Here is a 25,842-nt window from a genome sequence, read left to right as displayed (position 1 = left end):
AATGACAAATAATAAATTGCTTTAAAATATACCTCTCAAAAATAAAGAAACAGCATATAAATGTATTCGAAAAGAGACAAAAATTGATAAACGTATTAATTATAAAAGCTAATCAATTTATAACCGAGATTGCTATTAACTAAAGGTGCAAAAAATTTGTATCTAGTTACATGAAAGTCAAGCAGCAATTTTATTGCCTTGAGGAACAATCATCATCGCTGTACTCAATCTTTTTTTACTCCATAATTAGGGTTAAACCAAACCATATGCAAAGGTGTTTCAAATTCCCATTTTGATATAAATATCTTGTCTTTTTGACGTCCTTCATTTATAAACCCAAGACTTTCATAAAATTTCACATTCCGTTCGTTATGCTCCCTTGTATATAATTCGATCCTTTTAATATGAGTCAATTCAGACATCACATTTTTTAAAAAACTTTCAAATAATTTCCTTCCAATTCCTTTTCCTTGACTATTTGGATCAACAATGATTGTCAAATCAGTTAAGACATGCTGAAAAGCAAAAATATTTGGAGTGTATGCGTGAATCTCTCCAACTATTTTTCCATCTATTACTCCAATCAAGATTAGTCCGTTGGTAATAGAATTTGTTAGAAAGTCAGATACGTACTTTTCATTTATTTCATCTCTATTCCGAATTATTCCATCAGAAATTTTCGCTACTTTTCTGTAGATTTCTAGTAGTTCGGATTTATTTTTTATTTCAGCCTTTTTTATTTCAAATTCCATTTTTAAGTATTAAGCACAACGGTCATATATAAGAATAGTACAGTTTTTATACGATAATCTTTTGCAATTAAATCAGACCTAACAAAGCAAGTACCTACCTTTAATTTGGTCTAAATTGGCAATTTTTATAGAACACTTTGTTAGCACAAATGTTTTATTCTTCATACCTGTAATGTCCAATAATTTTATAATCAAAAAGACAGTCCGCTAAAACCTGTCCATCACCAATATTATGAACAATTAAATGCCGTTTTCCGTCTGCTGATTTTTTGTGGACAACAATTCCAATATGAGTTACTGCTCCACCTAAATTCCAACAAACGATGTCTCCAGGCACATAATTTTTCGCCTTATCAGAGATTGTTTTTTCAGCACCTTTTCGCTTAAAAAAGGTCATTAAATTAGGTACTCTTCGATGGTCAATATTTTTATCTGTTGTTTTAAGTCCCCAATTTTTTGGATAAGCACTGAAGTTAGCTTTCATATCTTCATGAACATTTTTCTGTAAATCAATTCCCATTTTTCGATAAGCACGAATTACAACGTCTGTGCAAACTCCTTTATCACTTGGTACGTCGCCATTTGGATAATCAATTGAAAAGTAACTTGGGTCATAAATAACTTTTTGTTTTGTCAATTCAAGAGCGCAATCAGATAATTTAAATTGCTCAATTTTTGTTTGTGAAAAACAAAAATTGAGGTTGAAAAATAATACTATTAGAAGTGTTTTTCTCATATGTACATTAACGTTTCAGCTGAAGCAATACTGCTTAGTTTTATTGAAGCTAGTTATTACTAAGATATAAAATAGAGTTCAAATACAGCTTGATTATTTTTAATAACGAAAACGAATCGACAGAGAAGAAATCATGATCTGTATAATAACTAATTGATTTACTATAATGTTTCTTTTCTCATTGCTTTTATCTGAATCAAGCGGTATAGTCTCCCTTTTTTTTAGATGTTTTTTTTGAATCGTATCGATAGTAAATTTTTAGTATGCCATAAATAGAAAAGAACAGGGCTAAAATTGAAAGACAAATGATAATATACCAAAAATTAAATTCGAAAACAGCTACCCCGGCAAACATACCGGTTCCTATAAAATATAGAAGTGGTTTAATACCAAACGCGTGTAAAATTAAAGCAAAAATAGGAGGTGCCACAATCCATAAATTAAAACCATAAGCCCACGATCCAGAAACAATCCCTACTACAGTTATTATTATTAGATATTTATTAACTTTTCTACTAGTTGTGGCATCTTTTAATAATTCTATTATCAAACGAATAAATACATAAAGCACATAGAGTTCTCCAATAATTAATAACCACAACATTCCTTTTGAATGATTAGCAACAAGAAAATCACTTCCTTGTAGAATTTCAGGGAGATTAAATTCAAACTCCGTCAATCCTATTGATTTTAAAAGAATCGGAAAATTTAAAGCCCGAAATACAAAAGGAACAATTGACAAAATGATCACCAACAGATAACTTTTTATTTTCGTAAATGCATGCAATGATCCTGCAGAATCTTGTTTTTTCATTAAAAAGGTTTTTTAGTCATTTGTCAATCCTAAAATAATATTAGCCATATTTTTTCTAGCAATTAGTTCAATTAACCGCGTTAAATGCTCCTATCTTTTCCTCTGTTTCATATAGTTTTTCGAATCCAGAGCTTAAATCTTCGTAAGTACTTTCATTTATATTTTTAAAATCTTTATAGGATTGTTCGTCAGTCCAAGTATCAATAAGAAGATAAGTATCATTCATATCTGGGCTTTTATGTAAAAAAGAACCTTTATAATTATCAGAACTCATAAATAGTCTTGACCAAGTTCCGAATTTTCCATATTCTGATTCAAATTCTGTTTGATTTTCTTCATTCACTTTATACTTCCAAACTATTGAGTACATATCATTTTTAAATTTAATTTCAGCTTCTAAGGTATTGCTTACAACGATTCCTAAATGTGTTTCAATAAATTTTATGTAATGCTATCGATGGTTATTTCTCATTTCAAAATAAGTAGCAGGCTTTCCAAACACCTCCTGATTTTCTTGATGTTAACCTACCTGATTTTCTAATCTTAGATTGTATTATTAATTATTCTGAACCGTTTCAAATACAATTTTCCACGAGTTGTCCGGTTGTCTTTTCCAGGCAATAATATAGGTTCCAACATTTTTAATGGTGTCTTGACTTTGCTTATTAATAAAAATTTCATTAAAACTATTATGGGAAATGACCATCTCTTCCGAAGTAATGAAAGATGGTTTCCCGTGAGAAAGAAGTTGGACATCATATTTGTCATAAATTCTTTTCCAAATAGCTTTTGTCGAATCTTTTGAAATTTTACGAATTGGTGTGTCTGGAAAGACATTGGTGAATTCATCTTCAAAAAAATCAATCCAATCATAATCGAACCGTTTGTACACCGTATAAAAACTGTCTATTTCTTTTTCTATAGTGGCTTCAAGGTCAGAAATCGAAGTATTTACAGGTTTTTCCACCCTGTCTTTTTTTTGACGCTGACATCCAGACGTTATATTGAATAATAGAATCAGCCCGAAAAAGACAAGTGGTTTTATGTTTTTCATATTCCTTAATGCTAATGACCTACAACATGGGTTTGCTCACAAACACCATTTCTTAACTTCCTAATAGGTTATATACATAAGTATATGTCTTTTAGGAGACTTAAAAATAATAAAGGTGAGTGAATATATTGTTATAGTTATAGAAATAATATGACAAATTGCTGGTCTAACAACTAGAATTTCGAAGTGAGATAAAACCGTTTAAAAATTTACTGTTTCAGCCATTATTTAGAGTACGTTTTTGTTGTGGTGTTATTTACCAAGGCAACCCTTTTAATTTAATCCTTTGAGGATTCATTTTTTCCTTTTTCGATAATAACATCGTATTTGCCTTCCATAATTTTTCTCCTGTTGATTGTTCAAAATAAACTGGACAATCTACTTTGTACCAATTTAATTTTTCATAAAAGGGAATCAAATTGTCAGCACAAAGCAAGACTCCCATTTCACAGTTCAAATCATCAAAAATTAGATCTTCTGTAGCCTCTAACGTTTTAGATGCGTATCCCTTTTTTCGAAATTTCTTCGGTGTTATGACATTATTTATACCAGCAACTTTGAATATCTTATTATCAATCCTAATATGGGTTTCGATAATATTGTAGAAAGTCGCAATTTGGTCATTTTCATAAAAGATAATTGTCCAATCCGGAATTGCCCATTCCATTTCATTTACAATGGGAATATGTCCAAACTCACCTTTGATAAATGCATTTAACTTGTCTTTAGTTTGTTCTAATAATTCAGAATATTTCTTTACCTCAATCATCTATTGTTTGGTTTATTTTCAAAGCACCTTAACGGCGGTCTTGCATTAAAGGATAGTGGTAAAATAAAGGATTTTTGAAACGAACTATCCTCGAGGCAGAGCCATAGAGGTATTTCGCTCATTTCATACCCAATCAAGTTGAGTACAAAGTTTTGACTTTTGGGTCAAAAAAAAATCTATATTTTAGATTCCTATTTTCATGAGAATGGCAATTTCAATGGAAACCACGACGCAGAGCGTCGTGGCATTCTTTTCGTTTAAAAAGTGCTACTTTCTGTTTACAATTTACATAATTAAAACAAAATAGCGATTTGGGTAGCACTCAAATCGCTATTACTTTTATATCTTTTTGTAGTTAGTATTTCTTCCAGTTCGTTTCACATTTCTGTAAATTTTCTTTTAGATTTTCTTTCCAATCTGCTTTTACGCCTTCACCATCAAAAAGATATAGTTTACCGTCTATAACCTCAAAAGAGTTAGGATTAGTATTCGCAGTAAACCCTTTACTTACTGCAAAGGCACAATAACCTCCATACTGTGGGGCATATTTCCCAGGGTTTCCAATAAACAAATTCTTGTTTTCTTCTGATGAAAAATTCCAATCAGCATTTTTCCAGTTATATGAATACGTTTCATTGCCAAGTACAGCTTTGTTCTCTATAAAATAGGTCACGGCATCATAGCCATTTATGGCTTGATTTGAAAACATAGGTTTATTAACTCCTTTATCTCCCCAAGATAGTGGAGATATGCGTTTTACCTTTGCAACTGTAAAAACCAATGTAATTATTACTACGAACAATACGAGTATTATTTTTGTTCTCTTTTTCATTTTATTTGTTTTGCCAGTTTACTTCTGCTTTTTCAATTCGGTTGGGCAACAATTTAAATAAGAACTTGGCAATCGAGTTTGAGAAAAGATAGGTTTTACCATCAATTGTCAAACGGTGTTTACCACCTTTTATATCTATTTTTCCTGTACTTACGGCAAAGGCACAATGTCCATCGTAGGCTATAGTATTATTTTGATTATTCATAATATTCGATTTTTAGTTGATACCGTCCATTTGCTTAATAGGTCTAACCTCAATGGTCGCTTCTGCATCATCAAACATGGGGTTTGCTTTTGCAATTTCAATGGCTTCTTCTAGGTTTTCGGCCACAATGTGGAAGTATCCAACGATTACTTCTTTCGATTCGTTAAATGGGCCATCTTTAAAAACGCCTTTATTTCCATGAATAATTGCTCCGTCCATTTCCAAAGGTTGTGCGCCTTTCAATTTTCCGGATTCCATAAGCCCTCCGATATATTTTCCAATTTTTTGGACGTGGGCTTGTTGTTCTTCTGGAGAAAGTTCTGCTAAATGGTCTCCTTTTGTTTTGATAAAAATCATAAACTCTTGCATAATTTAATTTCTTGAATGATTAATAATATTGTTATGACCTAAAGTCAAATGAAAGACATCAAAAAGGACATTGAAATCAAAAAAAAATTAATTTCTTTCAGAATACTTCCTTAATTTATTGTTTATAAGTGGTTTAAATTTTTCATCGAAAGGTAATTTTAATAGCTCATTTAAGGTTTTAATGGCCATTTTCGGAGCGTTATTTTGAAAATGAAGTTCTGCCTTTGTTGTATAATATGGTATATAAGAACGGAATGCTGGGTTATCTTTTATTTTAGTGAGTTGCTTAAGTGCTTTCTTTGGACTACCAGTTTTAGAAAGAACAACCGCACGATTGAGTAAGATAATTGGCGATTTATCTATTTCAATAAGCATGTCATACAAAGATAAAATGCCTATCCAGTCTGTAGATTCATAAGTCAATGCCGTACAATGATGCGCAGAAATAGTGGCTAGTATATGATAAATAGAAACCTCATCTTGTGTCGCGGCAAACTCTAAATAATAGAGTCCTTTTTTTATCAATTCGTTATCCCATTTGTTTCTTTCCTGATGCTCTAAATCCAATAGATTATCAAATTCGTCAATTCTCGAATTGAATCGAGATGTATTAAAGGTCATCAATGCTAATAAGGCATATGTATTGGAAGATTTTATAGTTGGATTGGATGCAATAATTTCAGCAAGTCGAATAGCTTCTTCACATAACTCAAAACGAATCATACTATCTCCCGATGTTGAATTGTAGCCTTCATTGAACAATAAATAAATGGTTTCAAGAACATTTGATAACCGTTCTTCAAGTTCCTTTCCAACAGGTACTAAAAAAGGAATATCTGCATCTTTTATGGTTTTTCTTGCTCTTACTAATCGTTTGTTGATGTTTTCTTCGTTAGTTAAAAATGCTTTTGCAATTTCGGGAATACTAAACCCGCAAAGTGTTTTAAGCGTTAAGGCGATTTGCGAATCTGATGAAATAGATGGATGACAACATGTAAAAATCATTCGTAATTGATCGTCTGCTATTTCTTTGTCAGTAAAAATATGTTCTAAAGCAGGTTCTAAAGTCCATTCCGATTGCAAGTGATGCACAACATTAGAAGCATATTGCCTTTTGTACTTTTCCTTATTCAGGATATTTACTGCTTTGAATTTTGCAACTCTGTAAATCCATCCAACCGGGTTTTCAGGTACGCCGCTATAAGTCCATTTATTTAGTGCTTCAAGCATCGCTTCCTGTACAACATCCTCGGCAAGTTCAATATTTGAAGTCCCGAAAGTTTTAGTCAATACAGAAACAAGTTTACCGTATTCATATCTGAATAAGTGGTCAATTTTGTCCGATATATTCTTTTCATCTCTGGGCATTTTATATATTGGCTACAATGATTTGTATAAAGTGCATTTTACATCTTGTTTTAGGTAGTCCTTTTTATTTCTGTCATTCTTGCTAAATGATGGTCATCGTGTTCAGCTACAAACAAAAACAAATCCATGGTTCTCATTGGTTTTTTTAGTCTGGGGTGCAGGGCCGTTTTATACACATCCTGTTCTGTCAATTCATCTAGTTTATTCAATGTTACTTTTCGTAAATTCTGAAATTGTGACAGCAAATTATTAATGTCCGTTTTGTTATGCAGAGCTAGGTCTGTTTTTTTGTTTTCCAAATCAGCCGTTCTTAAATATTCCTTATTTTCCAAGATATCGTCAAGTCGTCCTTGCCATAATGGTTCTAAATCAATTAGATGTCCGATATTTTCTTTTATAGACCATTTTCCATCCAGTTTGACTTCTAACAATTCAGATGGTATTTGCTCAATTTTTGTTTTTAATCGTATAAAGGTACCATCAAGTCTTTCAATAATTGATGGAAAAATATTTTGCTGGAAGGAAAATTCAAATTTTCGTTCAAACCATTTTATTTGTTGCATAGTGTTCGTTTTAATTACCCATAACTGTCTGGTATATGAAAAGTGAGTATTAACTTTGAAGAACCAGACTAGTATTTTTCACAGGACACAGTATTATACGTCTACTTTAACTTCCTAATTGTCCAACTAATTTTCGGGCAATAACTGTGTCGTATATAATCTTTAGCTTGCTGATTTTATTATGTAAGTCAAACTCTATAATATCAACAACATCAAATTCTACTTTTTCATTATTCTTTAAAGTCCATTTATATGTAAAATATAAAGCTAAACTATTTGAGTCATTTTCTTCAAAAATTCCTAATAGGTGAAGTTTGGAATTTGCTGTGTCACTACTCAATTCGTGATAAAACTCATTTGCTTTTTTAATTCCATAAAGAGGAGAGTCAACAATTCCTTTTTGATTAAACAGCTTAATTACATTTTCAATGTCTCCTTTTTCAAGGTAATTTATGTATTTATTAGCAATTTCTTTTTTTGTCATTATATTCATTTACAACCGTTATACAACAGTTCGTTATTTTGCTTTGTTTGCGTACAAGGTGCCCTTGTACACTTTCATGCTTTATTTCATATTTTCTTTTCCAAATATTCTTTTAAGCTTTCTTTAATAAAATAATTCCAGCCTGCAACACCACTTTCTCTTTTGAATTCAGGGATATTGTCAGGGAAATTTTCAACGACGGTGAAGGTCAACTTTAATTTTGTCTGGTAATGCTCCTCCATTAGTTCAAAAAGCGAAATTGCACTGCCAGGGTAACCCTCAAATTTCCATTCGTAAGCTATTTTCTTCATAGGAATTACTTCCGTCAACTTCCATAAGTGGGGAAAGATTCTATCTTCAACCTGAATGACAAATCCTGTTTCAAATCCAACTACGGGTTCAAAAGATGAAATGTTAGGAAAAAACCATTTTATCATTTTATCAAGTACGGTTATCGCATCCCAGACATTTTCTAAAGAAGCGTTAAAAGTTTGTTCTACAATAATAGGTTCTTCTATATTTTTCATAAGGTGTCCACTTTATAGTTAGTTGTTTTCTGAGTGAAGTACAACGTTTTGTGTATGGCTTGCTCCTTTATCACTAAGATAAGGAATAAATACAAACCTTTTGCTTAGAAGTAAGTGTCTTCCGAAAGGGAAATCAGATACGGTGGATTGCACTTGCTGTTTGCTACAGTTTTTAGTCAATCCATAAAGAACCTATTGAATACGTTTTTGCTTGACCGCTTATTATGACTCTATCGTTTTTATCTCGACATTTTAATTTTCCAACTCTTTCGGAAATTTGCATAGCGGAAAGCTCCTTTTTGTTAAGTCTGTTTGACCAAAATGGGATTAGAGAACAATGTGCTGAACCTGTTACCGGATCCTCTAAGATGGAGGACTGTGGTGTGAAAAATCTTGAAACAAAATCACAATTATTGCCTTTAGATGTCACAATAACGCCTCCCGGGTCAAGGTTTATTTGGTCAAATATTTGCCTATTAATTTTGATGTTTTTTATCTCTTCTTCAGAGTCGTAAATTAACATATAATCTCTTGACTTATAAACTTCCTTAGGCTTTATATTTAATGAATTTTCTATTGTTTCTGGTAATTCCGAAACCAGAGGTATTCTTGATGGAAAATCCAAAGAATAAAAATCGTTTTCTATAAAAACTGTTAAATCTCCACTCAACGTTTCAAAGATTATTTTGTCTTTATCGTAATTTAAAATTGAATTCAAACAATGTGCCGTTGCAAGAGTAGCGTGTCCACATAAATCCATTTCAATTTCTGGAGTAAACCACCGTAAATGTATTTTGTCTCCTTTGTCAACATAAAATGCAGTTTCTGCTACTGCATTTTCCTTAGTTATTTTTAAAAGTAACTCGTCTGACAGCCATTCATCTAGAGGAACAATGCAAGCTGGATTTCCACCAAAAACCTTATCAGTAAATGCATCTATTTGATAAAGGTCTAATTTCATTTTTATTAGCTAGGTATAAAGTGCAATTTAATGCATTTTTAGGATACGTTGTTACCTGCTGGCTTTATTCATTCTGTTTTATTAAATACTTTCCAAACTAATACTGCTACTATGGCACCTAATGTTGGCGCAGTAATATAAATCCAAAGTGCTGTAATGTTTCCAGATACAATTGCTGGTGCAAAACTTCTCGCTGGATTAAATGAACCACCAGAAATTGGACCTGCAAATAGGATGATTCCAGTAACTACCAATCCTATTATAAACCCTGCCATATTAGAAAATTCTTTTTTAGCTGTCACTCCTAAAATGGTGAGCATTAAAAAGAATGTCAATATAAATTCTAAAATGAAGGATTGTAATAATTCGCCAGATGGAATTGTAGATCCTAATGTTAAATTTTGAGGAAACATAAATTTAAGCAACCCACTTGCTAAAATAGCTCCGAGAATTTGAGCAGAAATATAAAATGCCGCATCCTTTTTTGTCGTTAGCTTTCCTATTGCTAAAGCTATAGTAATGGATGGGTTTATGTGTGTGCCAGAAATATTTCCGAAAATATAAATCATAGCGCTAATTATTATTCCAAAAGCTAAAGCAATTCCTATTAAACCTAAATCCCCACTGGTTTGTTGGTTTACTATTATTGCTCCTGTACCACAAAAAACTAAAGCAAACGTGCCAATAAATTCAGCAATATATTTTTTCATATTATTCTTAAAAGTAAAGAAGCTGTCTAAAAAATGCCATTATGTACATTACCGAGAAACAAAATGTATTTTGCTTCGAAGGTGGTAGCGAAGCTGTAATGTGTTGATTCAAAAAATATAAGATTCTTCGCTATGCTCTGAATGACAAAATGTATTACTTTTTAGACAGCCTCTTTACTTTAATTTGTATGTTATTAGATTGCTGATGCTCCTGCTTCTGCAACAGCGTGGTCATTTTCAACTGAACTTCCACTTACTCCAATAGCTCCAATGATTTCGCCTGATGCATTTTTAATTGGTACACCACCTGGAAAAGTAATAAGTCCATTATTTGAATGCTCGATATTGTATAGAGCACCTCCTGGCTGAGATAATTCCCCTATTATTCCAGTATTCATATCAAAATAACGAGCTGTTTTCGCTTTTTTAATAGAGATGTCAAGTGAACCTAACCAAGCACCATCCATACGACTAAAAGCTACTAAATTTGCTCCTGCATCTACAATGGCGATGTTCATTTTTGTGTCTATAGATCTAGATTTTTCTTTTGCAGCTGAAATAATTTTTTCAGCTTGTGATAATGAAATATTCATAATTTTCTGTTTTAGTATTGTTATTAATTTGATGCAAATGTACTACGAGAATCATCTTATCAAGTTACTAAAACAGTTCAACAACTTATGAAAAAAGGTCAATTTTGAAAAGGTTATTCTTAATTAGAGGTTTCCTTTGGGTTAAAACCGAATTTGTTTTTAAATGCTATACTGAAGTTTGAAAGGTTGTTATAGCCAAAATCTAAATAGATGTCTGATGGTTTTAAAATCCCTTGTTCTAATGTTTCTTTTGCCTTTTGAAGACGTTTGTCCTGAAGCCATTTTCCTGGCGACATTTTGTATTCGCTAACAAAACGGCGTTTAAAAGTAGATAAACTCATATTGCATAAAAACGCGATTTCCTCTAATTTTAGGTTAGAATGCATTTTGTTTTCAACAATTTTTTTAAATGGAGAAGTGTCTTTAATTACTAAAGAATGTAGATATAACTCAAATTTTTTTCCATATTTCTGTAGAAGATAAAGCATCAATTCTTCAAATTTTATAGAAAGTAAATTCTCCATAAAAACCGTTGGTGCTTCACTAATCGTTGATAATGAATTTAAATATGAAATGATATACGCATCATTTCTAATGACAAAATATGGTATTTCATCTTTTACTATTTGTTTGTTTTTAGAGTTTTTTTCTAAAAACTCTTTGAGTTTTTTCTCAGAAAAAAACAAAAGCTTACAATAATAAATAGCATCAGTATCTAATAATTCTGTCCAAAGCCAATTTCCTTTTTTTAGAAGTAAGGATTGGTCTTTATTTACTGCAACTGATGTTCCCGCGAAGTGTACTTGCTTTTTTCCAACTTGTAAAAAGCTAAACATATTCATGCCTAAATTAACCTTACTTTTAACAACATCATTAGTCATTTTAAAATCATAAACGAATACATCAGGGCTTTCTTTTTTGTCCTTAATGTAGATTTCCGGTATGTTTTCTATTGACATCTAGGTTTTTTTCAATGTTTGTTAAGTCACGTAGCTTACACAAGTTAAAGATTAGTTACGTAGTCAAGCACCTAAATTAATAAATACAAACCGAATAGAAAATTCGCGACGATTTTCGTAAGTAGGCTTGCACCAGCAATTAATTTTATACGGTTTGTTATGTGTTCGTTTTTTATTCCAATTCTGCTTTAAAATCGCCTTCTATTTCAATTTCCCCACTACAATCCGATTCGCAAATCCCTTTAAAGTAGAATTTTCCAAAAATCATTTCTCCTTTTTGTTTAGGAATCGATTTAACAGTTAATTCTTGTTTAAGTCTTTTGATTTTCGGTTCAATTGGTGGGCCAGACATCCAATAATTAAATTCTGTTTTGAATCGGTTATCGATTATTTTTATGATCAAACTTTGACTATATGCTGGATTGGTCTCAAATATATTCAATTCAAGTGTGTCTGAGCCAATTCGTTTCAATTCCGCAAACCTCATTAATCTTAAACTGTCTTTATTTACAATCGCATTGGATTTCACGATATATTGAGTTGAGTCAGGAACATTATCATATCCAGATTCCGTTTTTAAAGTCAGAGGATTGAGCATAAATTCCGTTGAATTAAATAAGTTGCTATTTAATTCATTGTCAATAATTATTTTGTCAAATTCAGATTTATTGTTTTTAATTCCACAAGAAATTAAAATTGAACAAAATATTATTATGTGTAGTTTTTTCAAATCAGAGTAAGTTTTTCAAATGTTTGACAACGTTTATATTTGATAAATTAGTTGCGTTAAATAACTTAACTAATTTATCAAATATAAACCGAATAGAAAATCCGTGAGGATTTTCAGGTCATACTCAAGCGATATATTCAGCATCGATCAAAATCATTGCCTCGATGGACAGTTTGAAGCTTAAGGTTCCATAGGAAGAACTGAACGCTCATTTGGAAAAGCTTCGCCTTAAAAGGGCTATTTACATCTAAAATAAAACCGTTTGAACTGTTTGAATTTTGAAAGAACAATACTTAAATTAAAAACAAAAGCTCTATAAAAAGAAGCTTTTGAAAACCTTATGCAACAATTACCATTGTTAGCAGTAGTTTTTTTGCAGTAGATAATATTGAGATGTCAAATTATGGATTTGTCCATTAAACTCAATTGGAGACTCAATTTGTTCTCTTTTTTCGATTATCTTGAATTCGGTTTGGTGTATTATAGCCTCAACGTCTTCGGATTTATATTCTGTAAATCCATACTCGGAGAAGTCAAGTGATTGTCCCTTGATATAAGGTCTAAAAGAAATAACAAACAGCCCGTCCTTAGTTAATGTTCTATAAACTTCTTTTAATACCGCAGACGGGTTTTGCCAAAAATAAATAGTATTAGCTGTACATATTTTGTTAAATGCCTCTTCCAAAAATGGCATTTTTTCTACATCTGTAAGAATTAGATCTACATATCCAGCCTTAATGAGATTGTCATTAATTTTCTTAGCTTCAGCGATCATTGTCTCAGAAATATCTATGCCTGTGTAATAAATATTATTTCCAGAATTAAGAATATCTTTTATAAACTTACCGTTACCTGGTCCAATTTCTAATACTCTATCAGCGTTACTTACTTGTAATAATTCATAAGTTGTTTTGCTAATAAACTTGTTCATTTTATTCATTCCTAATGCCACCTCAATTCCAAACGCTCCTGAAGGATGTGCTAATTGTTTTGCTATCTTTTCAAAATCCATTTACAATCTATTTTGGTGTTTCAGAAAAAGTTAAGATAAATCCGTTTAAATCCATTATGGCAAACTCATTGGTACCGTAAAAGGTTTTATTCATAGGCTTTATTATTTTAACCCCATCTACTATCTTTTTATAAAGATCATTTATGTTTTCAATTCGAATGTAAAATGTTAAAGCACCTCCAACATTCTGTGGTTCTAGTTCTTTATATTCATCTTTTAATGATTTTTCTTCTTGAAACATCAATCCAACATTGTCGAACATCACGTAGCCCCATTCGTATTGACCAGATTCTGGATTGGTATCAACTAATTTAAAACCTAACCTCTTAGTGTAATAATCTAAAGTGGCATTTACGTTTTTCACCATTATATTTGGTGTGAGTGATTCTAATTTCATCATAGTATTTTCTTTTGCTTGAGAATAAGAATTAAAATAAAAACTAGCTAAGGTTAATATTAGCATATATTTTCTCATCCGCTATTTTTTGAGGCAAAAGTACAAGGTAGAAAAGAGTTATACCTTGTAAAAAAACGACAAAATTAAAACTCCGAAGGATTTATTCCTGCCATTCGATTAATCTCTTTTGTAAGGTGTGAATGGTCAAAATAACCATTATCAAAAGCCGTATTTAATAAACTTTTAGTTGGGTTATTAGAAATACTTTCAACCGTTTTGCTAAATCGAACTATTGAATGGTATTCTTTCATAGTAACCCCTACAGTTGCTTTAAAACGTCTCTCTAATTGCCTTAAACTTATAAAATGATTTTGAGCTATTTTAACCAAGTCTATCGATTGAAAATTAGAACTAATAGAAGAACAAACTGAAAGTACTAAACTATTTTTATTTGAATTTGAACAATTGATTAGTTTCATTAAAAACTCCTCGATAAATTGTAGTTTATCACGATGGTTTTTTTTACTAATTAGTTCTTCGTATATAAAATTGTCACACTTTGGGATTATATCGGAAGCATTTATTGTTTTATTTTTAATTTCTGAGAGTGGAATATTTGAAATAGCGTTGAACTGTCCAGTTTTAAAACGAATTCCAAAAGTCTCTGAATTTTCTTTAGAAACAACATTTCTATATGTTGTCATCATCCCTGAAACCCTAATACTATTATCCCAAAAAGTGTATGAGTCTTTGTCTATATCAAAAATAAGGTCAACATATCCATCTGGAAGGATTCTAGATTCCGTTGCATAATCAGAGCTTCCTGACACCCAATAAGTATCAATGTATTGTTCTAATAAAACTGTTGGTGAGTATTCTTTATAGTTCATTAATGGCAACGTTTATCTATATGGAAAGCTCAGTCTTTGTGTGCAAGGATTTTCCGGAGGAAAATCAGATGCAAGCAAACAAAGCAACTCACATTGGTTAAGCTAAAAGTAGCAATTTTTTATATACAATGTTGTGCTTAGTTTTTTATACTATCAGTTTTGAATTTATATTCTTCAACTATCTCTTTCATTTTATTTCTAAATTTTTGCCCTACTTGAACATAGCTTGTATCTGCTACTTGTCCCTTTTGGTCTAAAATTAGCCTTTGTTCATATTCGATATCAAAAATCATTCGGTTATGTCTAGGGTTTTCTTTAGAGAATTCAACTTTATAAATCTTTCCTTCTTTTACCCCATCAGTTATATATCCAGTTGAAGTTCCAGTATATATTTTTCCGTCAAATGTAAATTTATATCTAAAGTTTCGCTTACTGTATTTTTTATAAATATTTGATGAACCATATATTTTTCCATAAGTCATAGTCAGATTTTCTTTTATATCATCTTTTTCAATTTGATTGTTAAAATAAACTAGAAAAAAAACAACTATAATAAAAGGAGATAAGATGAAATAGTAATATTCTTTAATGAACTGATATAGGTTGATAATGTTTCTTCTCAAAATAGATTTATCCATTTTTCTTTTTATCCTCTCGATATTCTGTATATGGCATAATTAAGCACAACGTGTTCGTGCATGAGTAGTAGCGGATTTTACGCAACTACCTTTCAGTTGACAATATACTTTAATAAAATGAAATAGCGGTTTGGGTGCTAACTCAAACCGCTATTGCTTATACACCGTGTTAGCCACTGGCATTATTTTATACTTGACCTAAAACATTAATCAGGCAAAAAGCATTTGCAACACCTAATATAATTTCAAATAAAATTCCTTGAGTAATTTGCTTACTCGGCTTTCCATCAGCTTTTAGGCTTATTAACCTGCCAATTGCAAAGCCTAGAAAAATTAATGAAGCGACTAAATGCGAATTAAAAGTTAACTTTTCGATAAATGTTCCAAGTAAAATAATGATTCCTGCACAAAGCATTACTGCAGCAACTCCTCTCATTTCATTTAATAAACTGGTATCATTTTCTAGTCTGATTCCTGAGCTTTTTAAATATGTTTTTATTGGGTTGCTTAACCTCATTATACCTACAAAGACAAGCATTAAAGCTGATAATGTTAAGATTACGATTCTGATGATTTCCATTTTTAGATTTTTTAATTAATATTTCTGCAAATGTAAATTGTGGCTGTGACAGAGGTGTGTCAAGGGTATTATTGATTTTTTACATATTTTTCGAAATACTCCTTTATGGTCATATTGTGTGGACTAAATGTTTGGCTTTCAGTCACAAGCTTTTCAATAAAATCTATTCTGAAGTGTCTAAAATCATTGCGTAATCGACAAAAGGCGACTAGTAGGAAATCTCCATGGATGCTGTAGATAGCAAAAGGCTCAATTTCTCGAGTGGTTCGTTTATTTTCAGAAGAAGTATAGTCAATTGCTATAACTTTATATTGGGTAATAGCCGATTGTATCTGCATTAGGTTGCTGCTCGTTTTTTCTTCATTGTTGTTCCCGCTAAAATAAATTCGGTCCGCCAACAAATCTGCGTTCCCCTTTTGAGAGTATCGTAAAATGGCTTTTATTTTTTCTATGGCACTAGTTACGTTTTTAACAAATGAGAGGTCTTTGTTTTTAATAGCTAATTGTTCAATAGTGATTAATGCATTGGCTTCGTCTTCTGTGAAAAGAACAGGTGGAAGATGATAGCCTTCCATGATAGAATAGCCTTTTCCTTCTTCGGTCACAATAGGTATTCCTGATTTTTCGAGTGTGCGAATATCTCTATAAATAGTTCTTACACTTACATCATGCTTTTCGGCCAGTTGTTTTGCTGTAATAATTCTTTTGGATTGCAGTTGGGTAAGAATAGCTGTTAATCTCGAAAGTCTTGGCTTCTCTTTTTCTTCCATTTTCGTATTTCTGATTGTGGCTAAAGTATTTGTATATGATTTGTTGCGTGTTTAAGCACTTAATTTAGCAAATAAAAACCGAATAGAAAATCCGTGAGGATTTTCGTAAGTAGGCTAGAACTAGCAATAAATTTTATACGGTGTTACCACACGTAATTTTTAATGCACATCTATTCCGTCAAAAAATATTTCGGATATTGCTGTGTCATCGTACTTATCTCCTTTATAAACTTCCATAATCTCAAATCTTATTTTCCATTTTGGCATCTTTTGTAGTTTTTCATAATCTTTTCTTTCAGAATGTCCAATTGGTTTTTCTAATTTAATTGATTGTAAAGAATAAACATCTTTTAGATTAATTATTCCATAAACTGTATCGTTAACATACATTTTAAGTTTCTTTACTCGCGAATTATTTTTCCAAGCTTCCTTACTTTTTATATAACCATTAGCAATTTTAATAACTGTTACTCTCGGATGTTTTGGAACAAATGTGAACTCAATAAATTCTCCAATTCCGTAACCTTTTATTCCTTCAACCCAAGCTGTTTGATAACTAAAATCATTGATGTTATTTATCTCATAAGAATTTTTATTCTGATTTTTTAAAAATGATGAAGAGTTAACTGTATAATCTCCAGCACCACAATACCAGCTGCAACCACCACCTTCAATATCCCACATTGTGTTATAAGTCTCGTCATATTTTTCAAACAGTTTCAACTCTTTTTCAGTCAGATTGTCCCAACTTTTCTTTTCAGATTCTAAATCTTTAAACAATTGGTTTCTTTCTTTCCAGTCATTCTGTACTTGAATTCCAAAATCGAAGTTCATTTCAATTTTTGTTTCAAATTCTTTCAGGTTTTGACTAAATGAATGAAAAGTGATAAAAATAAATATTGTAATTATAGATTTCAATTTGCGTTCAGTTTTTATATGTGGTAACGTGTTTCTATGGTTCGTTGCGTGAAAATACAATTAAATTATCGGAATAAGTAATGAGCTATTTAAGCTGTTTAAACTTTATAAAAACGGGTTTTCAAAACCTGAAATATAAAAAAACATAACTAAACTGCTTTAATAGTGGTTTTGCAAACATAAAACTATCAAACTGTTAGCCTGACGCAGCAATGAACTATACATTTCTTAAGTTTACAAATCTATTAAATTTAGGGGTATAAATCAGAAAGAACAAAAGAGAGAAATAAGGTTAGTATACACGGTGAAGCTAAGACTTCAACAACATTGATAACCCTCTCTCTTTTATTTTGTTTTGTTATAATTGCACTTCTAATTTTTATTTAAAAATAGGTAACAAAATCCCCATGTTTTGTATATAAATACAAAACAACATAATGAAAAAAGCCATGTTTATATTGATTGCGATAATAATCATACTATTAGTACTAGTTGCTAATATAATGGTTATAGCGTCTAATTTTAATATCTCATGCTAAGACAGAATCATGCAAAACTATTTTAAAGATGGCACTTTTTGTATATTTAAACCTATTTAACCATAATTTTCATGAACAAACTTTTCCTTTTTATTTGCTTCTCATTTATGTATGCCTATAGTTACTCCCAACAGCTACTTGTAAACGACACCCTTACAAGAACAGCAACTATTAATAACACAACTAAGGGAAATGAAATAATTTTCACTCCGGAAACACCTACTTTAAATCAAATAGCTGGTGCACCGAAAGCATTTTACACCCATTACTGGGAATTTGGTGACGGGCATTATAGCACCGAAGAAAAACCAAAGCATGTGTACAAAAGTATAGGCGAATATGAAGTAAAGTTATGGGCTACCAATAATTACGATACGGGCAAACCACCAACAACAAGACCTAAAAAAATTGCTATTAATTCCATAACAACCGATTATGAAGATTTAGCGATCATGGACAAAGACTTTACGTTAAAACGCAACCGTGAACCTGTTCCCGAAGAAGAAATAGTAACCATAATGAGTTATAAAAATATTAAGAATTATGTAACCAATGGCAAAATATACCTGTTCTATAATGAGCTTAAATATAAAACCAATAATTTTGAATTGTTGGAAGCCAGGACGCATCATAAAGAAAAAAACATTTCAACAGACGAGTTTGCATATACAAATAACATTGATAATGAAGGCACGTACTTAGCTTCTTTAAATAATGATCTTATTAATTCAAGTATCGTATTACAGGATTCAACGGAAAAAACAAATCTGCCTTTAACCATCGCAGAATCTCAAGCATATTATAAAGACTGGAGCCTTTTGGAATTCAATAACATGCAACCTAATGAAGAACGCCATATCTTTTTTAGTTTTAAAACGACCCCGGAAATGGTTAAAGATACCAGTGCTATTATATCGGTTCGCGGTATTTATATTCCGGATAACAACTATGATAATCATAAAGTAAAAGACATGGAAATGGAAATTGTTACCTCGCATGATCCTAACAAAATGTCATCAAATGGTACTTTTATGAATTATAGATTAGTCCGTTTTAAAACCTTAAAATATAAAATTAAGTTTCAAAATAATGGTGAAGGTCCTGCAAGAACCATACGGTTGGAAACTGATATTCCTGAAATGCTGGACAAATCGACTTTAAAGGTTATGGACATGTATCCCAAATGTGATATATGCCCAAAACGAGATGTTCTGTATAGTTGTTTAGACACCACGTTTACAAGTACTCAGGCTATCTTTACTTTTAAGAATATTTATCTTCCCGGAAGCGAACAAAAAAATGTAAAAGAATACGATTCGACAAAAGGTTTCGTAAAATACAGCATTAAGTTTGCTAAAGATTTTCATAAGAAAAAAACAAAAAGTAGAACGGCCATTATTTTTGATAAAAATGACCCGATTATTACGAACTATTCAACGACTCGGTTTTTACCAGGAATATCCATTGGTGCTAAAATGGGCTATAATTCGTTTAACGACTTAAAAAATTCTGAGAGTTACTTTTTTGGTGCGACATTATCTCCTTTTAAATCTTATAGGTGGTATTGGCAAGTGGAGTTAATGAATAATTTTCATAATTATGAAGCAAACACCAATGTTAGAGAAGAGTTTATACAGGAAGCACAAGGCTTTCGGTTTTTACAACGCACCACTACCGATGTTTCTTATGAAAATATTGACTGGGATATTCCAGTTTTAATTAGATATAACGTGAATAACTACATAGGTCTAGGTGCTGGTTTGCAAAACACCATTTCTCTTAGTGAAAAACAAAACCAAACTATTTTTATAGAACAATTTGAAGGTGTGGAACCGGGTGTACCTGTTTTTAACACTATGACGAATAATATTAATGAAACTAATTCTTTTACCAATTTAAGAACAGGTTTATTGTTTGAAGCCACAGCTGGTTTTGCTAGAATTGGTCCAAGTATGGGTGCCCGTTATATCATGAATTTTGAAGATAATTTTAACTATTGGCAATTCTATGCTATTTGGAAATTCTGAAGCTAATATCAAATAAACTTCATTTTGGCAACTCATTCTTATGAAAAAACTAGGTCTAATTTTCTTTTTAATTTATGGCATGGCGTTTTCTCAAAATTTAGAAGAAAACATCTATGTAGCGACCGAAACATTTATCAGTAATCAGAATCATGCTTCGCTGAAACTTTTAAGTGAACAAGAATCTACATTCAAAAAACAAGCAAAAAGCAAAAGTGAGCAATTAGCACTTGTTTTTTTACAATGTCATAAAGGATATTATTTAGATCAAAACTCGTTGCTAAAAGAGGCGATCTCAATTTTTGAAGACGCTTTAAACCGTTTTAAAACAAATGAGCTTTCAAAACTTTCTGATTTCGATATTATTGAAAGCTGCTTGATCCCTCTGGGCAATCTATATACTAAAACGGGTGATTATACAAATGCCGAAAATATAATAAAGCAATATATCTTTTTAGCAGAAAAAAACAATCATATAAAACATCAAACAAGTGGCACCATTAATCTAGCCATTTTATATAAAACTACTGGAAAGTATGAAACCGTATTAAATCTAACTTCCAGTTATCTTAATAAACAAAACCTGAATAAACAACAAAAACAAAAAATCACTCAGTTAAATATTGAGAGCCAAATAGCATTAAATGCCATAAATAATGTTTCGGACATTCCTAAAACAATCAATAATACTCCCTATAATCAGCATAGAAACAATTATCTAATCCAGTTACAAAATGGCAATTATATAGAGGCATTAAAAGCCTTCAATGTGGCAAAAACACATATTTATAAGGACAGCTTGTCTAGAAGAAAACTCGCAAAACTTTATTTCGAAGAAGCGCAGCTTAGCAAACTATTAAACAATTTAAACGAAGCTAAAAACGGTTTGAATTTAGCACTCCAAACGTTATTGCCAAATATAAAGTCCATTGGATCTATTAATAAAAGCAACTTATATGCTGAAAATACCTTTATAGCTATTTTTGATTTATACGCTACGCTTCAAAAAAACTATAAATCGGCACTTAGCTACTATGATTTAAGTTTTTATGTGTCACGATTATTAGAAAATAACTGGACCTCTCAAGAAAACAAAAGATCGAATCAAGCAGGCAACAGAATTCGTAGTGAAAAATGCATAGATATTATCTTTAATGAATACCAAAACACGCCAAATGACACACTTTTATTCACAGCCTTTCAATATGCAGAATTGAATAAATCGGGAATATTAAAAGAACAGTCTTTAAAAAAAATGCTTTTAAGTAAATATCCTAACGATAATTTACTACTTAAAGAAGCTCATTTATTAAAAAAACAAGAAAAAACAACTAACCTCCTAATAAATGAACAATTAGGTAAATCTCAAGCTTCGGTAATTACAGCCTTAAGCTCAGATTTGAATGAAATAAGCATTAAATTAAAAATACTAAAAGAAGCTATAAATAAAAAATACCCTGAGTTAGGAGTTCCTAATTTTTTGATTGATGACCTACAAAATAAGCTATTAAAAGATGAAGCCGTTTTGGTTGAATATTTTTATGGCAAAAAAAACATCTATCAATTTATAATTTCAAATGATGGTATTAATCTTAGTAAAATTAATTTGAATGATGCTACCAAAAAACAGATCTCAGATTTTATTCATTTATTTGATACTGCATCCGTAATAAATAATGATATAAGCAAATTTACAACGGCTGCTTTCACACTTTATAACATCCTGAATCTTGCAAAAATGACAACCTTTAAAAATGCTATCATTATCCCGGATGGATTATTAAATTTTATACCATTTGAAGCTTTACTGACTTCTAAAACGAATACAACAAATTTTTCAAAAATGCCATTTGTTGTACAAAAGCAAAACATCATTTACAATACAAGCACAGCATTTTATCTAAAAAAAGAAGAAAAAAATAACACCAATAACCTTCTTGGTATCTTTCCCGTATTTGAAAAAACAAAAAATAGTTTAATCCATTCTATCGACGAGGCAAATGCTATAAAAGAAGAAATGCAGTCCACTCTTTTTTTAAAGGATCAGGCAACTAAAGAAGCCTTCATTAAAAATAGTCCGGACTATAGTATTATTCATTTATCTACGCATGCTAGCAGTGGTGATTTTTCAACCTCAGCAAATATTGAATTTTATAAAAACACGATGTTTTTAAACGAGCTATACAGCCTCAATCTAAACACAAACCTTGTCGTTTTAAGTGCCTGTGAAACAGGTGTTGGGGCATTATACAAAGGAGAAGGGGCCATGAGTATCGCTAGGGGATTTCAATACGCCGGAGCACAAAACGTCTTGTTTTCTTTATGGCAAATAAACGATCTATCTACGTCTCAAATTATGCAGTCCTTTTATAAAAATTATAGTGACAATAAATCCGCTAATACTTCAAACCATCAATCAAAATTAGATTATTTGAAAGATGACTCCATTAGCAATATAAAAAAATCACCTTATTACTGGAGTGCTTTTGTTTATTATGGTGAATTAACAAAGCCAACTAGTGCTAGTAAATTAATTTATGCCTTCATTGGTCTATTTATCTTCCTGATTATATTACTTTTACTGTTGAGAGTTAAAAAAATTAATGGAAAAGGAAAAGACACTACAGGAGTTCCTTCATAAAAAAGGGTATATTAAAGTAAAGCTACATCTAACTAAAACAAATCATTTTGAAATAAAAGCGACGATTAATGGTCACAAAGGATTATTTATTTTAGATACAGGAGCATCAAGTTCTTGTGTAGGTTTTGAAGCTGCTGACACTTTTAAACTAAAAACTGAAGATTCTATTATTAAAGCAGCTGGGGCAGGCGCTATAGATATGGACACCAAAATGTCTAAAAAAAACAAATTGAAGATTGGAAAATGGAAACGCAGTAAAGTTGTTCTAGTTTTATTTAATCTCACTCATGTAAATACCGCTCTAATAAATCATAATTCTAAACCTGTCGACGGAATTATTGGAGCTGATATTTTAAAAAAAGCTAAAGCTATTATAGATTATGAAAAGAAATATCTATATTTAAAACTATAAAACATATGTAAGCGCAAACAACATATTTAATTAATAGCATTTTAATTCTCCTCAAGTAATGAACACCTCAATAGTGATTGCTGACGATCATCCGTTGATGTTAAGAGGTCTAACTGATTTTTTAACTTCTAAAGGTTATAATATAATAGGAAGTGCCCAGGATGGAAATGCGGCCTATACTCTTATAATAAAATTAAAACCAGAAATAGCCATTCTAGATATAAGAATGCCACATAAAACAGGGCTGGAAATAGCCGAAGCCTGTAAAAAAAACCATTTAAACACCAAAATTATCCTTATCACTTTTGATAAAGAAGAAGACCTATATGATAAAGCTAAAGAGTTTAACGTTTTTGGGTATATTTTAAAAGAGTTTGCCATTGAAGAAATTGAAACTTGTATCAAGCATGTTATAAATGGCACTCCATACTTTAGCGAAGAAATTGCATCTTATTTAAACTCAAGCAATTTAGAACAAAAGCCTGATGTATTAAATTTGTTAACGAAGTCCGAACTAAAAATAGTAAGACTTATTTCCGAAAACAAAACCAGTCATGATATTGCAGAAGACTTATCAATTTCTGTTCGTACTGTAGATAAGCATAGAAGTAATATCGTTGCCAAATTAGGCTTAGATAACAAACCTACATCGCTTTCAATTTGGGCCAATTTAAATAAAGCTCATTTTTAAAAAATACGTAGAAGTGCTTATTTTTTTTTTCATATCTAGAACATACCTTTACAGGGCTATTAATTAGTTCTTAGGGAGAATTAAAGAAGGTTCTAAATTGTTAGATTTAGGGCCTTCGCTTTTTTAAATCAATTAAGTTTTTAAAATGACGCACAAATCATTTAACTTATTTTTTGAAGACGTCTAAATGAACAATAAACCAGAAATTCATAAACTCTATTTTAAAAACAAAACCAGTGATATAAACGAATCACAAGTGTTTTTGTGAGATTTAATTGACATACGATCATCTTCTTTAATTAAAAATACGTAGAACTGCGTATTTTTTTTTTCGTCTATGCAACATACCTTTACAGGGCTATTAATTAATTCTTTGAGAGGGAATTTTTCATAAAAACTCTGTTCTACATAGGTTCAGAGTTTTTAATCTAAACATTTAAGGAAATAACAAGTTTAAAGTAACAACAATGCAAAAAGGAAATGATGTTATTGACAAGTACTGTATGATAGGACTAGGTGTTTTGGTCATTATTGTTATTTCTATAAACCTTATAATGTGTTTTAGTTAGTTTTTTTATACTTAGTTAATTAAAAAGGAGCTACCAATAATAATTGGTAGCTCCTTTTTTTAACATTTTAGATATTTATTACTAAAGCTCTAAAGCTTTCTTAATATCATTATTCATTAATATTTCTACTGGATTCTCTAAAGCTTCTTTTACAGCAACTAAAAAACCTACACTTTCTTTACCATCAATAATTCTATGATCATAAGAAAGTGCAACATACATAATTGGACGTATTTCTACTTTTCCATCAATGGCTACCGGACGTTCTACGATATTGTGCATTCCTAAAATACCACTTTGTGGCGGATTAATAATAGGTGTAGACAACATACTACCAAAAACCCCTCCATTAGATATGGTAAACGTTCCACCTGTCATCTCATCAACCGTAATTTGTCCATCACGAGCACGAATAGCTAAACGCTTTACTTCTGCTTCCACACCCCTAAAACTTAAATTCTCTACATTTCTCATGACAGGAACCATCAAGCCTTTTGGTCCAGAAACAGCTATACTAATATCACAAAAATCATAGCTTAGCATTTCTTTTCCGTCAATCATTGAGTTAACTGCTGGATACATTTTTAATGCTCTAACAACTGCCAATGTAAAGAAACTCATAAACCCTAAACCAACACCATGTTTCGTTTTGAATGTTTCTTTGTATTCAGAACGTAATGCAAAAATTGGAGACATGTCAACCTCATTAAAAGTTGTTAACATAGCTGTCGTATTTTTAGCTTCAACTAAACGCTCTGCCACCTTACGACGCAACATGGACATTTTACTTCGCGACGTTCCTCTACTTCCTCCTGTTGGTGTTCCCATAGAAGGTATAGCCTTTACAGCATCTTCTTTAGTAACTCTCCCATCTTTTCCTGTTCCAGAAATAGAAGTGGCATCCATCCCTTTTTCTGCTAAAATCTTTTTAGCTGCAGGACTTGCAGAACCAGTTGCATATGTTTTTGCTTCTGGAATAGCCGGTTTTGGTGTTTCCATTTTTGGTGCTTCTTCTTTTTTCTCTGCTTTAGATGCATCCCCTTCAGGTTTTGTAGCACTTGTGTCTATTAAACAGACAATAGCTCCAACAGCAACAGCATCACCTTCTTCTGCTTTAAGCGTAATGATTCCACTAGCTTCTGCTGGCAATTCTAAAGTTGCTTTATCACTATCTACCTCAGCTATAGCTTGGTCTTTCTCAACATAATCTCCATCTTCCACTAACCATGTTGCTATTTCCACTTCTGTAATGGATTCCCCCGGCGAAGGCACTTTCATTTCTAAAATCATTCTTTATAATTTTAATTGTATATGAATTATTTCTTTTAATATTAA

Annotated in this window: 30 protein-coding genes; 4 read left to right on the top strand and 26 right to left on the bottom strand. The window is 31.3% G+C overall.

Translation table 11 applies throughout. The features are described from left to right. Positions 1 to 224 precede the first annotated feature (224 nt). The 25 genes from Q4Q47_RS10600 to Q4Q47_RS10480 all read right to left on the bottom strand — a co-directional run bounded on the left by Q4Q47_RS10600 (position 225) and on the right by Q4Q47_RS10480 (position 17,631). Positions 225 to 752, bottom strand: coding sequence for a GNAT family N-acetyltransferase (locus Q4Q47_RS10600; RefSeq protein ID WP_303306632.1), 528 nt, complete (start codon positions 750 to 752; stop codon positions 225 to 227). A gap of 154 nt (positions 753 to 906) precedes the next feature. Next, a complete protein-coding gene (locus tag Q4Q47_RS10595) occupies positions 907 to 1,488 on the bottom strand; it encodes a DUF1287 domain-containing protein (protein ID WP_303306631.1) in 582 nt (193 codons plus the stop codon). 196 nt (positions 1,489 to 1,684) lie between these two features. Beyond that, positions 1,685 to 2,302, bottom strand: a complete 618-nt coding sequence (locus Q4Q47_RS10590; protein WP_303306630.1) for a hypothetical protein — start codon at positions 2,300 to 2,302, stop codon at positions 1,685 to 1,687. 67 nt (positions 2,303 to 2,369) lie between these two features. Further along, positions 2,370 to 2,672, bottom strand: a complete 303-nt coding sequence (locus tag Q4Q47_RS10585) for an antibiotic biosynthesis monooxygenase family protein (protein WP_303306629.1) — start codon at positions 2,670 to 2,672, stop codon at positions 2,370 to 2,372. A 186-nt stretch (positions 2,673 to 2,858) separates the two neighbouring features. Then, a complete protein-coding gene (locus Q4Q47_RS10580) occupies positions 2,859 to 3,356 on the bottom strand; it encodes a YybH family protein (RefSeq protein WP_303306628.1) in 498 nt (165 codons plus the stop codon). A gap of 256 nt (positions 3,357 to 3,612) precedes the next feature. Next, positions 3,613 to 4,125, bottom strand: coding sequence for a GNAT family N-acetyltransferase (locus Q4Q47_RS10575; RefSeq protein WP_303306627.1), 513 nt, complete (start codon positions 4,123 to 4,125; stop codon positions 3,613 to 3,615). A 355-nt stretch (positions 4,126 to 4,480) separates the two neighbouring features. Beyond that, positions 4,481 to 4,957: a YHS domain-containing (seleno)protein gene (locus Q4Q47_RS10570; protein WP_303306626.1), complete on the bottom strand. Its 477-nt coding sequence runs from the start codon at positions 4,955 to 4,957 to the stop codon at positions 4,481 to 4,483. 1 nt (position 4,958) lies between these two features. After that, positions 4,959 to 5,162, bottom strand: coding sequence for a hypothetical protein (locus Q4Q47_RS10565; protein ID WP_303306625.1), 204 nt, complete (start codon positions 5,160 to 5,162; stop codon positions 4,959 to 4,961). Positions 5,163 to 5,174: 12 nt separating this feature from the next. Further along, positions 5,175 to 5,519: a YciI family protein gene (locus Q4Q47_RS10560; protein WP_303306624.1), complete on the bottom strand. Its 345-nt coding sequence runs from the start codon at positions 5,517 to 5,519 to the stop codon at positions 5,175 to 5,177. Positions 5,520 to 5,618: 99 nt separating this feature from the next. After that, entirely contained in the window at positions 5,619 to 6,899 is a 1,281-nt protein-coding gene (locus Q4Q47_RS10555) for an RNA polymerase sigma factor (RefSeq protein ID WP_303306623.1), read from the bottom strand. A 50-nt stretch (positions 6,900 to 6,949) separates the two neighbouring features. Then, positions 6,950 to 7,462: a DinB family protein gene (locus Q4Q47_RS10550; protein WP_303306622.1), complete on the bottom strand. Its 513-nt coding sequence runs from the start codon at positions 7,460 to 7,462 to the stop codon at positions 6,950 to 6,952. Between the two features lie 106 nt (positions 7,463 to 7,568). Then, positions 7,569 to 7,946 carry a nuclear transport factor 2 family protein gene (locus Q4Q47_RS10545; protein ID WP_303306621.1) on the bottom strand — a complete coding sequence of 126 codons (378 nt, stop codon included), beginning with the start codon at positions 7,944 to 7,946 and terminating at the stop codon, positions 7,569 to 7,571. Positions 7,947 to 8,032: 86 nt separating this feature from the next. Further along, on the bottom strand, positions 8,033 to 8,473 hold the full coding sequence (locus Q4Q47_RS10540; protein ID WP_303306620.1) for an SRPBCC family protein: 441 nt from the start codon (positions 8,471 to 8,473) through the stop codon (positions 8,033 to 8,035). A gap of 172 nt (positions 8,474 to 8,645) precedes the next feature. Then, positions 8,646 to 9,434, bottom strand: a complete 789-nt coding sequence (locus tag Q4Q47_RS10535; RefSeq protein WP_303306619.1) for a PhzF family phenazine biosynthesis protein — start codon at positions 9,432 to 9,434, stop codon at positions 8,646 to 8,648. A gap of 68 nt (positions 9,435 to 9,502) precedes the next feature. After that, positions 9,503 to 10,144: an MIP/aquaporin family protein gene (locus tag Q4Q47_RS10530; RefSeq protein WP_303306618.1), complete on the bottom strand. Its 642-nt coding sequence runs from the start codon at positions 10,142 to 10,144 to the stop codon at positions 9,503 to 9,505. A gap of 194 nt (positions 10,145 to 10,338) precedes the next feature. Next, positions 10,339 to 10,737, bottom strand: coding sequence for a GlcG/HbpS family heme-binding protein (locus tag Q4Q47_RS10525; RefSeq protein ID WP_303306617.1), 399 nt, complete (start codon positions 10,735 to 10,737; stop codon positions 10,339 to 10,341). Between the two features lie 119 nt (positions 10,738 to 10,856). Next, positions 10,857 to 11,696 (bottom strand): helix-turn-helix domain-containing protein, encoded by an 840-nt coding sequence (locus tag Q4Q47_RS10520; protein ID WP_303306616.1) that lies wholly within the window; start codon positions 11,694 to 11,696, stop codon positions 10,857 to 10,859. A 172-nt stretch (positions 11,697 to 11,868) separates the two neighbouring features. Further along, positions 11,869 to 12,426, bottom strand: a complete 558-nt coding sequence (locus Q4Q47_RS10515; protein WP_303306615.1) for a hypothetical protein — start codon at positions 12,424 to 12,426, stop codon at positions 11,869 to 11,871. Positions 12,427 to 12,784: 358 nt separating this feature from the next. Next, positions 12,785 to 13,438, bottom strand: a complete 654-nt coding sequence (locus Q4Q47_RS10510; protein WP_303306614.1) for a class I SAM-dependent methyltransferase — start codon at positions 13,436 to 13,438, stop codon at positions 12,785 to 12,787. Positions 13,439 to 13,445: 7 nt separating this feature from the next. After that, positions 13,446 to 13,913, bottom strand: coding sequence for a VOC family protein (locus tag Q4Q47_RS10505; protein ID WP_303306613.1), 468 nt, complete (start codon positions 13,911 to 13,913; stop codon positions 13,446 to 13,448). A 65-nt stretch (positions 13,914 to 13,978) separates the two neighbouring features. Then, positions 13,979 to 14,725, bottom strand: a complete 747-nt coding sequence (locus Q4Q47_RS10500; RefSeq protein WP_303306612.1) for an AraC family transcriptional regulator — start codon at positions 14,723 to 14,725, stop codon at positions 13,979 to 13,981. A gap of 137 nt (positions 14,726 to 14,862) precedes the next feature. Continuing rightward, positions 14,863 to 15,363, bottom strand: coding sequence for a hypothetical protein (locus tag Q4Q47_RS10495; RefSeq protein WP_303306611.1), 501 nt, complete (start codon positions 15,361 to 15,363; stop codon positions 14,863 to 14,865). Positions 15,364 to 15,550: 187 nt separating this feature from the next. After that, on the bottom strand, positions 15,551 to 15,943 hold the full coding sequence (locus Q4Q47_RS10490) for a DUF4345 domain-containing protein (RefSeq protein WP_303306610.1): 393 nt from the start codon (positions 15,941 to 15,943) through the stop codon (positions 15,551 to 15,553). Between the two features lie 68 nt (positions 15,944 to 16,011). Continuing rightward, on the bottom strand, positions 16,012 to 16,713 hold the full coding sequence (locus tag Q4Q47_RS10485) for a helix-turn-helix transcriptional regulator (RefSeq protein WP_303306609.1): 702 nt from the start codon (positions 16,711 to 16,713) through the stop codon (positions 16,012 to 16,014). Between the two features lie 159 nt (positions 16,714 to 16,872). Then, positions 16,873 to 17,631, bottom strand: coding sequence for an NADase-type glycan-binding domain-containing protein (locus Q4Q47_RS10480; protein WP_303306608.1), 759 nt, complete (start codon positions 17,629 to 17,631; stop codon positions 16,873 to 16,875). Positions 17,632 to 18,241: 610 nt separating this feature from the next. Between Q4Q47_RS10480 and Q4Q47_RS10475 the strand changes: the two genes are divergently transcribed. The 4 genes from Q4Q47_RS10475 to Q4Q47_RS10460 are packed head-to-tail and all read left to right on the top strand — an operon-like array spanning position 18,242 to position 23,938. Beyond that, on the top strand, positions 18,242 to 20,197 hold the full coding sequence (locus Q4Q47_RS10475) for a DUF7849 domain-containing protein (RefSeq protein WP_303306607.1): 1,956 nt from the start codon (positions 18,242 to 18,244) through the stop codon (positions 20,195 to 20,197). Between the two features lie 40 nt (positions 20,198 to 20,237). Then, on the top strand, positions 20,238 to 22,835 hold the full coding sequence (locus tag Q4Q47_RS10470) for a CHAT domain-containing protein (protein WP_303306606.1): 2,598 nt from the start codon (positions 20,238 to 20,240) through the stop codon (positions 22,833 to 22,835). After that, positions 22,798 to 23,247, top strand: a complete 450-nt coding sequence (locus Q4Q47_RS10465) for a retropepsin-like aspartic protease family protein (RefSeq protein ID WP_303306605.1) — start codon at positions 22,798 to 22,800, stop codon at positions 23,245 to 23,247. The genes Q4Q47_RS10470 and Q4Q47_RS10465 overlap by 38 nt, the downstream gene beginning before the upstream one ends. Positions 23,248 to 23,305: 58 nt before the next feature. After that, complete coding sequence (locus Q4Q47_RS10460) at positions 23,306 to 23,938, top strand: response regulator (protein ID WP_303306604.1); 633 nt, start codon at positions 23,306 to 23,308, stop codon at positions 23,936 to 23,938. Between the two features lie 650 nt (positions 23,939 to 24,588). Here Q4Q47_RS10460 and odhB read toward each other — a convergent pair. Further along, positions 24,589 to 25,797 (bottom strand): 2-oxoglutarate dehydrogenase complex dihydrolipoyllysine-residue succinyltransferase, encoded by a 1,209-nt coding sequence (gene odhB / locus Q4Q47_RS10455; RefSeq protein WP_303306603.1) that lies wholly within the window; start codon positions 25,795 to 25,797, stop codon positions 24,589 to 24,591. Positions 25,798 to 25,842: the final 45 nt, after the last annotated feature.

This window comes from Flavivirga spongiicola (assembly GCF_030540825.1).
In the GTDB taxonomy this organism is placed as follows: Bacteria; Bacteroidota; Bacteroidia; order Flavobacteriales; family Flavobacteriaceae; genus Flavivirga; species Flavivirga spongiicola.
This window is presented reverse-complemented; position numbering and strand designations above follow the sequence as displayed.

Bases quoted from the DNA above. Each gene is read 5' to 3' on its own strand.
- Q4Q47_RS10520 (WP_303306616.1), bottom strand. From the start codon at position 11,696: ATGTCAATAGAAAACATACCGGAAATCTACATTAAGGACAAAAAAGAA.
- Q4Q47_RS10600 (WP_303306632.1), bottom strand. From the start codon at position 752: ATGGAATTTGAAATAAAAAAGGCTGAAATAAAAAATAAATCCGAACTA.
- Q4Q47_RS10460 (WP_303306604.1), top strand. From the start codon at position 23,306: ATGAACACCTCAATAGTGATTGCTGACGATCATCCGTTGATGTTAAGA.
- Q4Q47_RS10555 (WP_303306623.1), bottom strand. From the start codon at position 6,899: ATGCCCAGAGATGAAAAGAATATATCGGACAAAATTGACCACTTATTC.
- Q4Q47_RS10500 (WP_303306612.1), bottom strand. From the start codon at position 14,725: ATGAACTATAAAGAATACTCACCAACAGTTTTATTAGAACAATACATT.
- Q4Q47_RS10465 (WP_303306605.1), top strand. From the start codon at position 22,798: ATGGAAAAGGAAAAGACACTACAGGAGTTCCTTCATAAAAAAGGGTAT.
- Q4Q47_RS10490 (WP_303306610.1), bottom strand. From the start codon at position 15,943: ATGGAAATCATCAGAATCGTAATCTTAACATTATCAGCTTTAATGCTT.
- Q4Q47_RS10545 (WP_303306621.1), bottom strand. From the start codon at position 7,946: ATGACAAAAAAAGAAATTGCTAATAAATACATAAATTACCTTGAAAAA.
- Q4Q47_RS10560 (WP_303306624.1), bottom strand. From the start codon at position 5,519: ATGATTTTTATCAAAACAAAAGGAGACCATTTAGCAGAACTTTCTCCA.
- Q4Q47_RS10525 (WP_303306617.1), bottom strand. From the start codon at position 10,737: ATGAATATTTCATTATCACAAGCTGAAAAAATTATTTCAGCTGCAAAA.
- Q4Q47_RS10530 (WP_303306618.1), bottom strand. From the start codon at position 10,144: ATGAAAAAATATATTGCTGAATTTATTGGCACGTTTGCTTTAGTTTTT.
- Q4Q47_RS10550 (WP_303306622.1), bottom strand. From the start codon at position 7,462: ATGCAACAAATAAAATGGTTTGAACGAAAATTTGAATTTTCCTTCCAG.
- Q4Q47_RS10575 (WP_303306627.1), bottom strand. From the start codon at position 4,125: ATGATTGAGGTAAAGAAATATTCTGAATTATTAGAACAAACTAAAGAC.
- Q4Q47_RS10535 (WP_303306619.1), bottom strand. From the start codon at position 9,434: ATGAAATTAGACCTTTATCAAATAGATGCATTTACTGATAAGGTTTTT.
- Q4Q47_RS10595 (WP_303306631.1), bottom strand. From the start codon at position 1,488: ATGAGAAAAACACTTCTAATAGTATTATTTTTCAACCTCAATTTTTGT.
- Q4Q47_RS10510 (WP_303306614.1), bottom strand. From the start codon at position 13,438: ATGGATTTTGAAAAGATAGCAAAACAATTAGCACATCCTTCAGGAGCG.
- Q4Q47_RS10540 (WP_303306620.1), bottom strand. From the start codon at position 8,473: ATGAAAAATATAGAAGAACCTATTATTGTAGAACAAACTTTTAACGCT.
- Q4Q47_RS10505 (WP_303306613.1), bottom strand. From the start codon at position 13,913: ATGAGAAAATATATGCTAATATTAACCTTAGCTAGTTTTTATTTTAAT.
- Q4Q47_RS10470 (WP_303306606.1), top strand. From the start codon at position 20,238: ATGAAAAAACTAGGTCTAATTTTCTTTTTAATTTATGGCATGGCGTTT.
- Q4Q47_RS10580 (WP_303306628.1), bottom strand. From the start codon at position 3,356: ATGAAAAACATAAAACCACTTGTCTTTTTCGGGCTGATTCTATTATTC.
- Q4Q47_RS10565 (WP_303306625.1), bottom strand. From the start codon at position 5,162: ATGAATAATCAAAATAATACTATAGCCTACGATGGACATTGTGCCTTT.
- odhB (WP_303306603.1), bottom strand. From the start codon at position 25,797: ATGATTTTAGAAATGAAAGTGCCTTCGCCGGGGGAATCCATTACAGAA.
- Q4Q47_RS10495 (WP_303306611.1), bottom strand. From the start codon at position 15,363: ATGGATAAATCTATTTTGAGAAGAAACATTATCAACCTATATCAGTTC.
- Q4Q47_RS10485 (WP_303306609.1), bottom strand. From the start codon at position 16,713: ATGGAAGAAAAAGAGAAGCCAAGACTTTCGAGATTAACAGCTATTCTT.
- Q4Q47_RS10475 (WP_303306607.1), top strand. From the start codon at position 18,242: ATGAACAAACTTTTCCTTTTTATTTGCTTCTCATTTATGTATGCCTAT.
- Q4Q47_RS10570 (WP_303306626.1), bottom strand. From the start codon at position 4,957: ATGAAAAAGAGAACAAAAATAATACTCGTATTGTTCGTAGTAATAATT.
- Q4Q47_RS10585 (WP_303306629.1), bottom strand. From the start codon at position 2,672: ATGTACTCAATAGTTTGGAAGTATAAAGTGAATGAAGAAAATCAAACA.
- Q4Q47_RS10590 (WP_303306630.1), bottom strand. From the start codon at position 2,302: ATGAAAAAACAAGATTCTGCAGGATCATTGCATGCATTTACGAAAATA.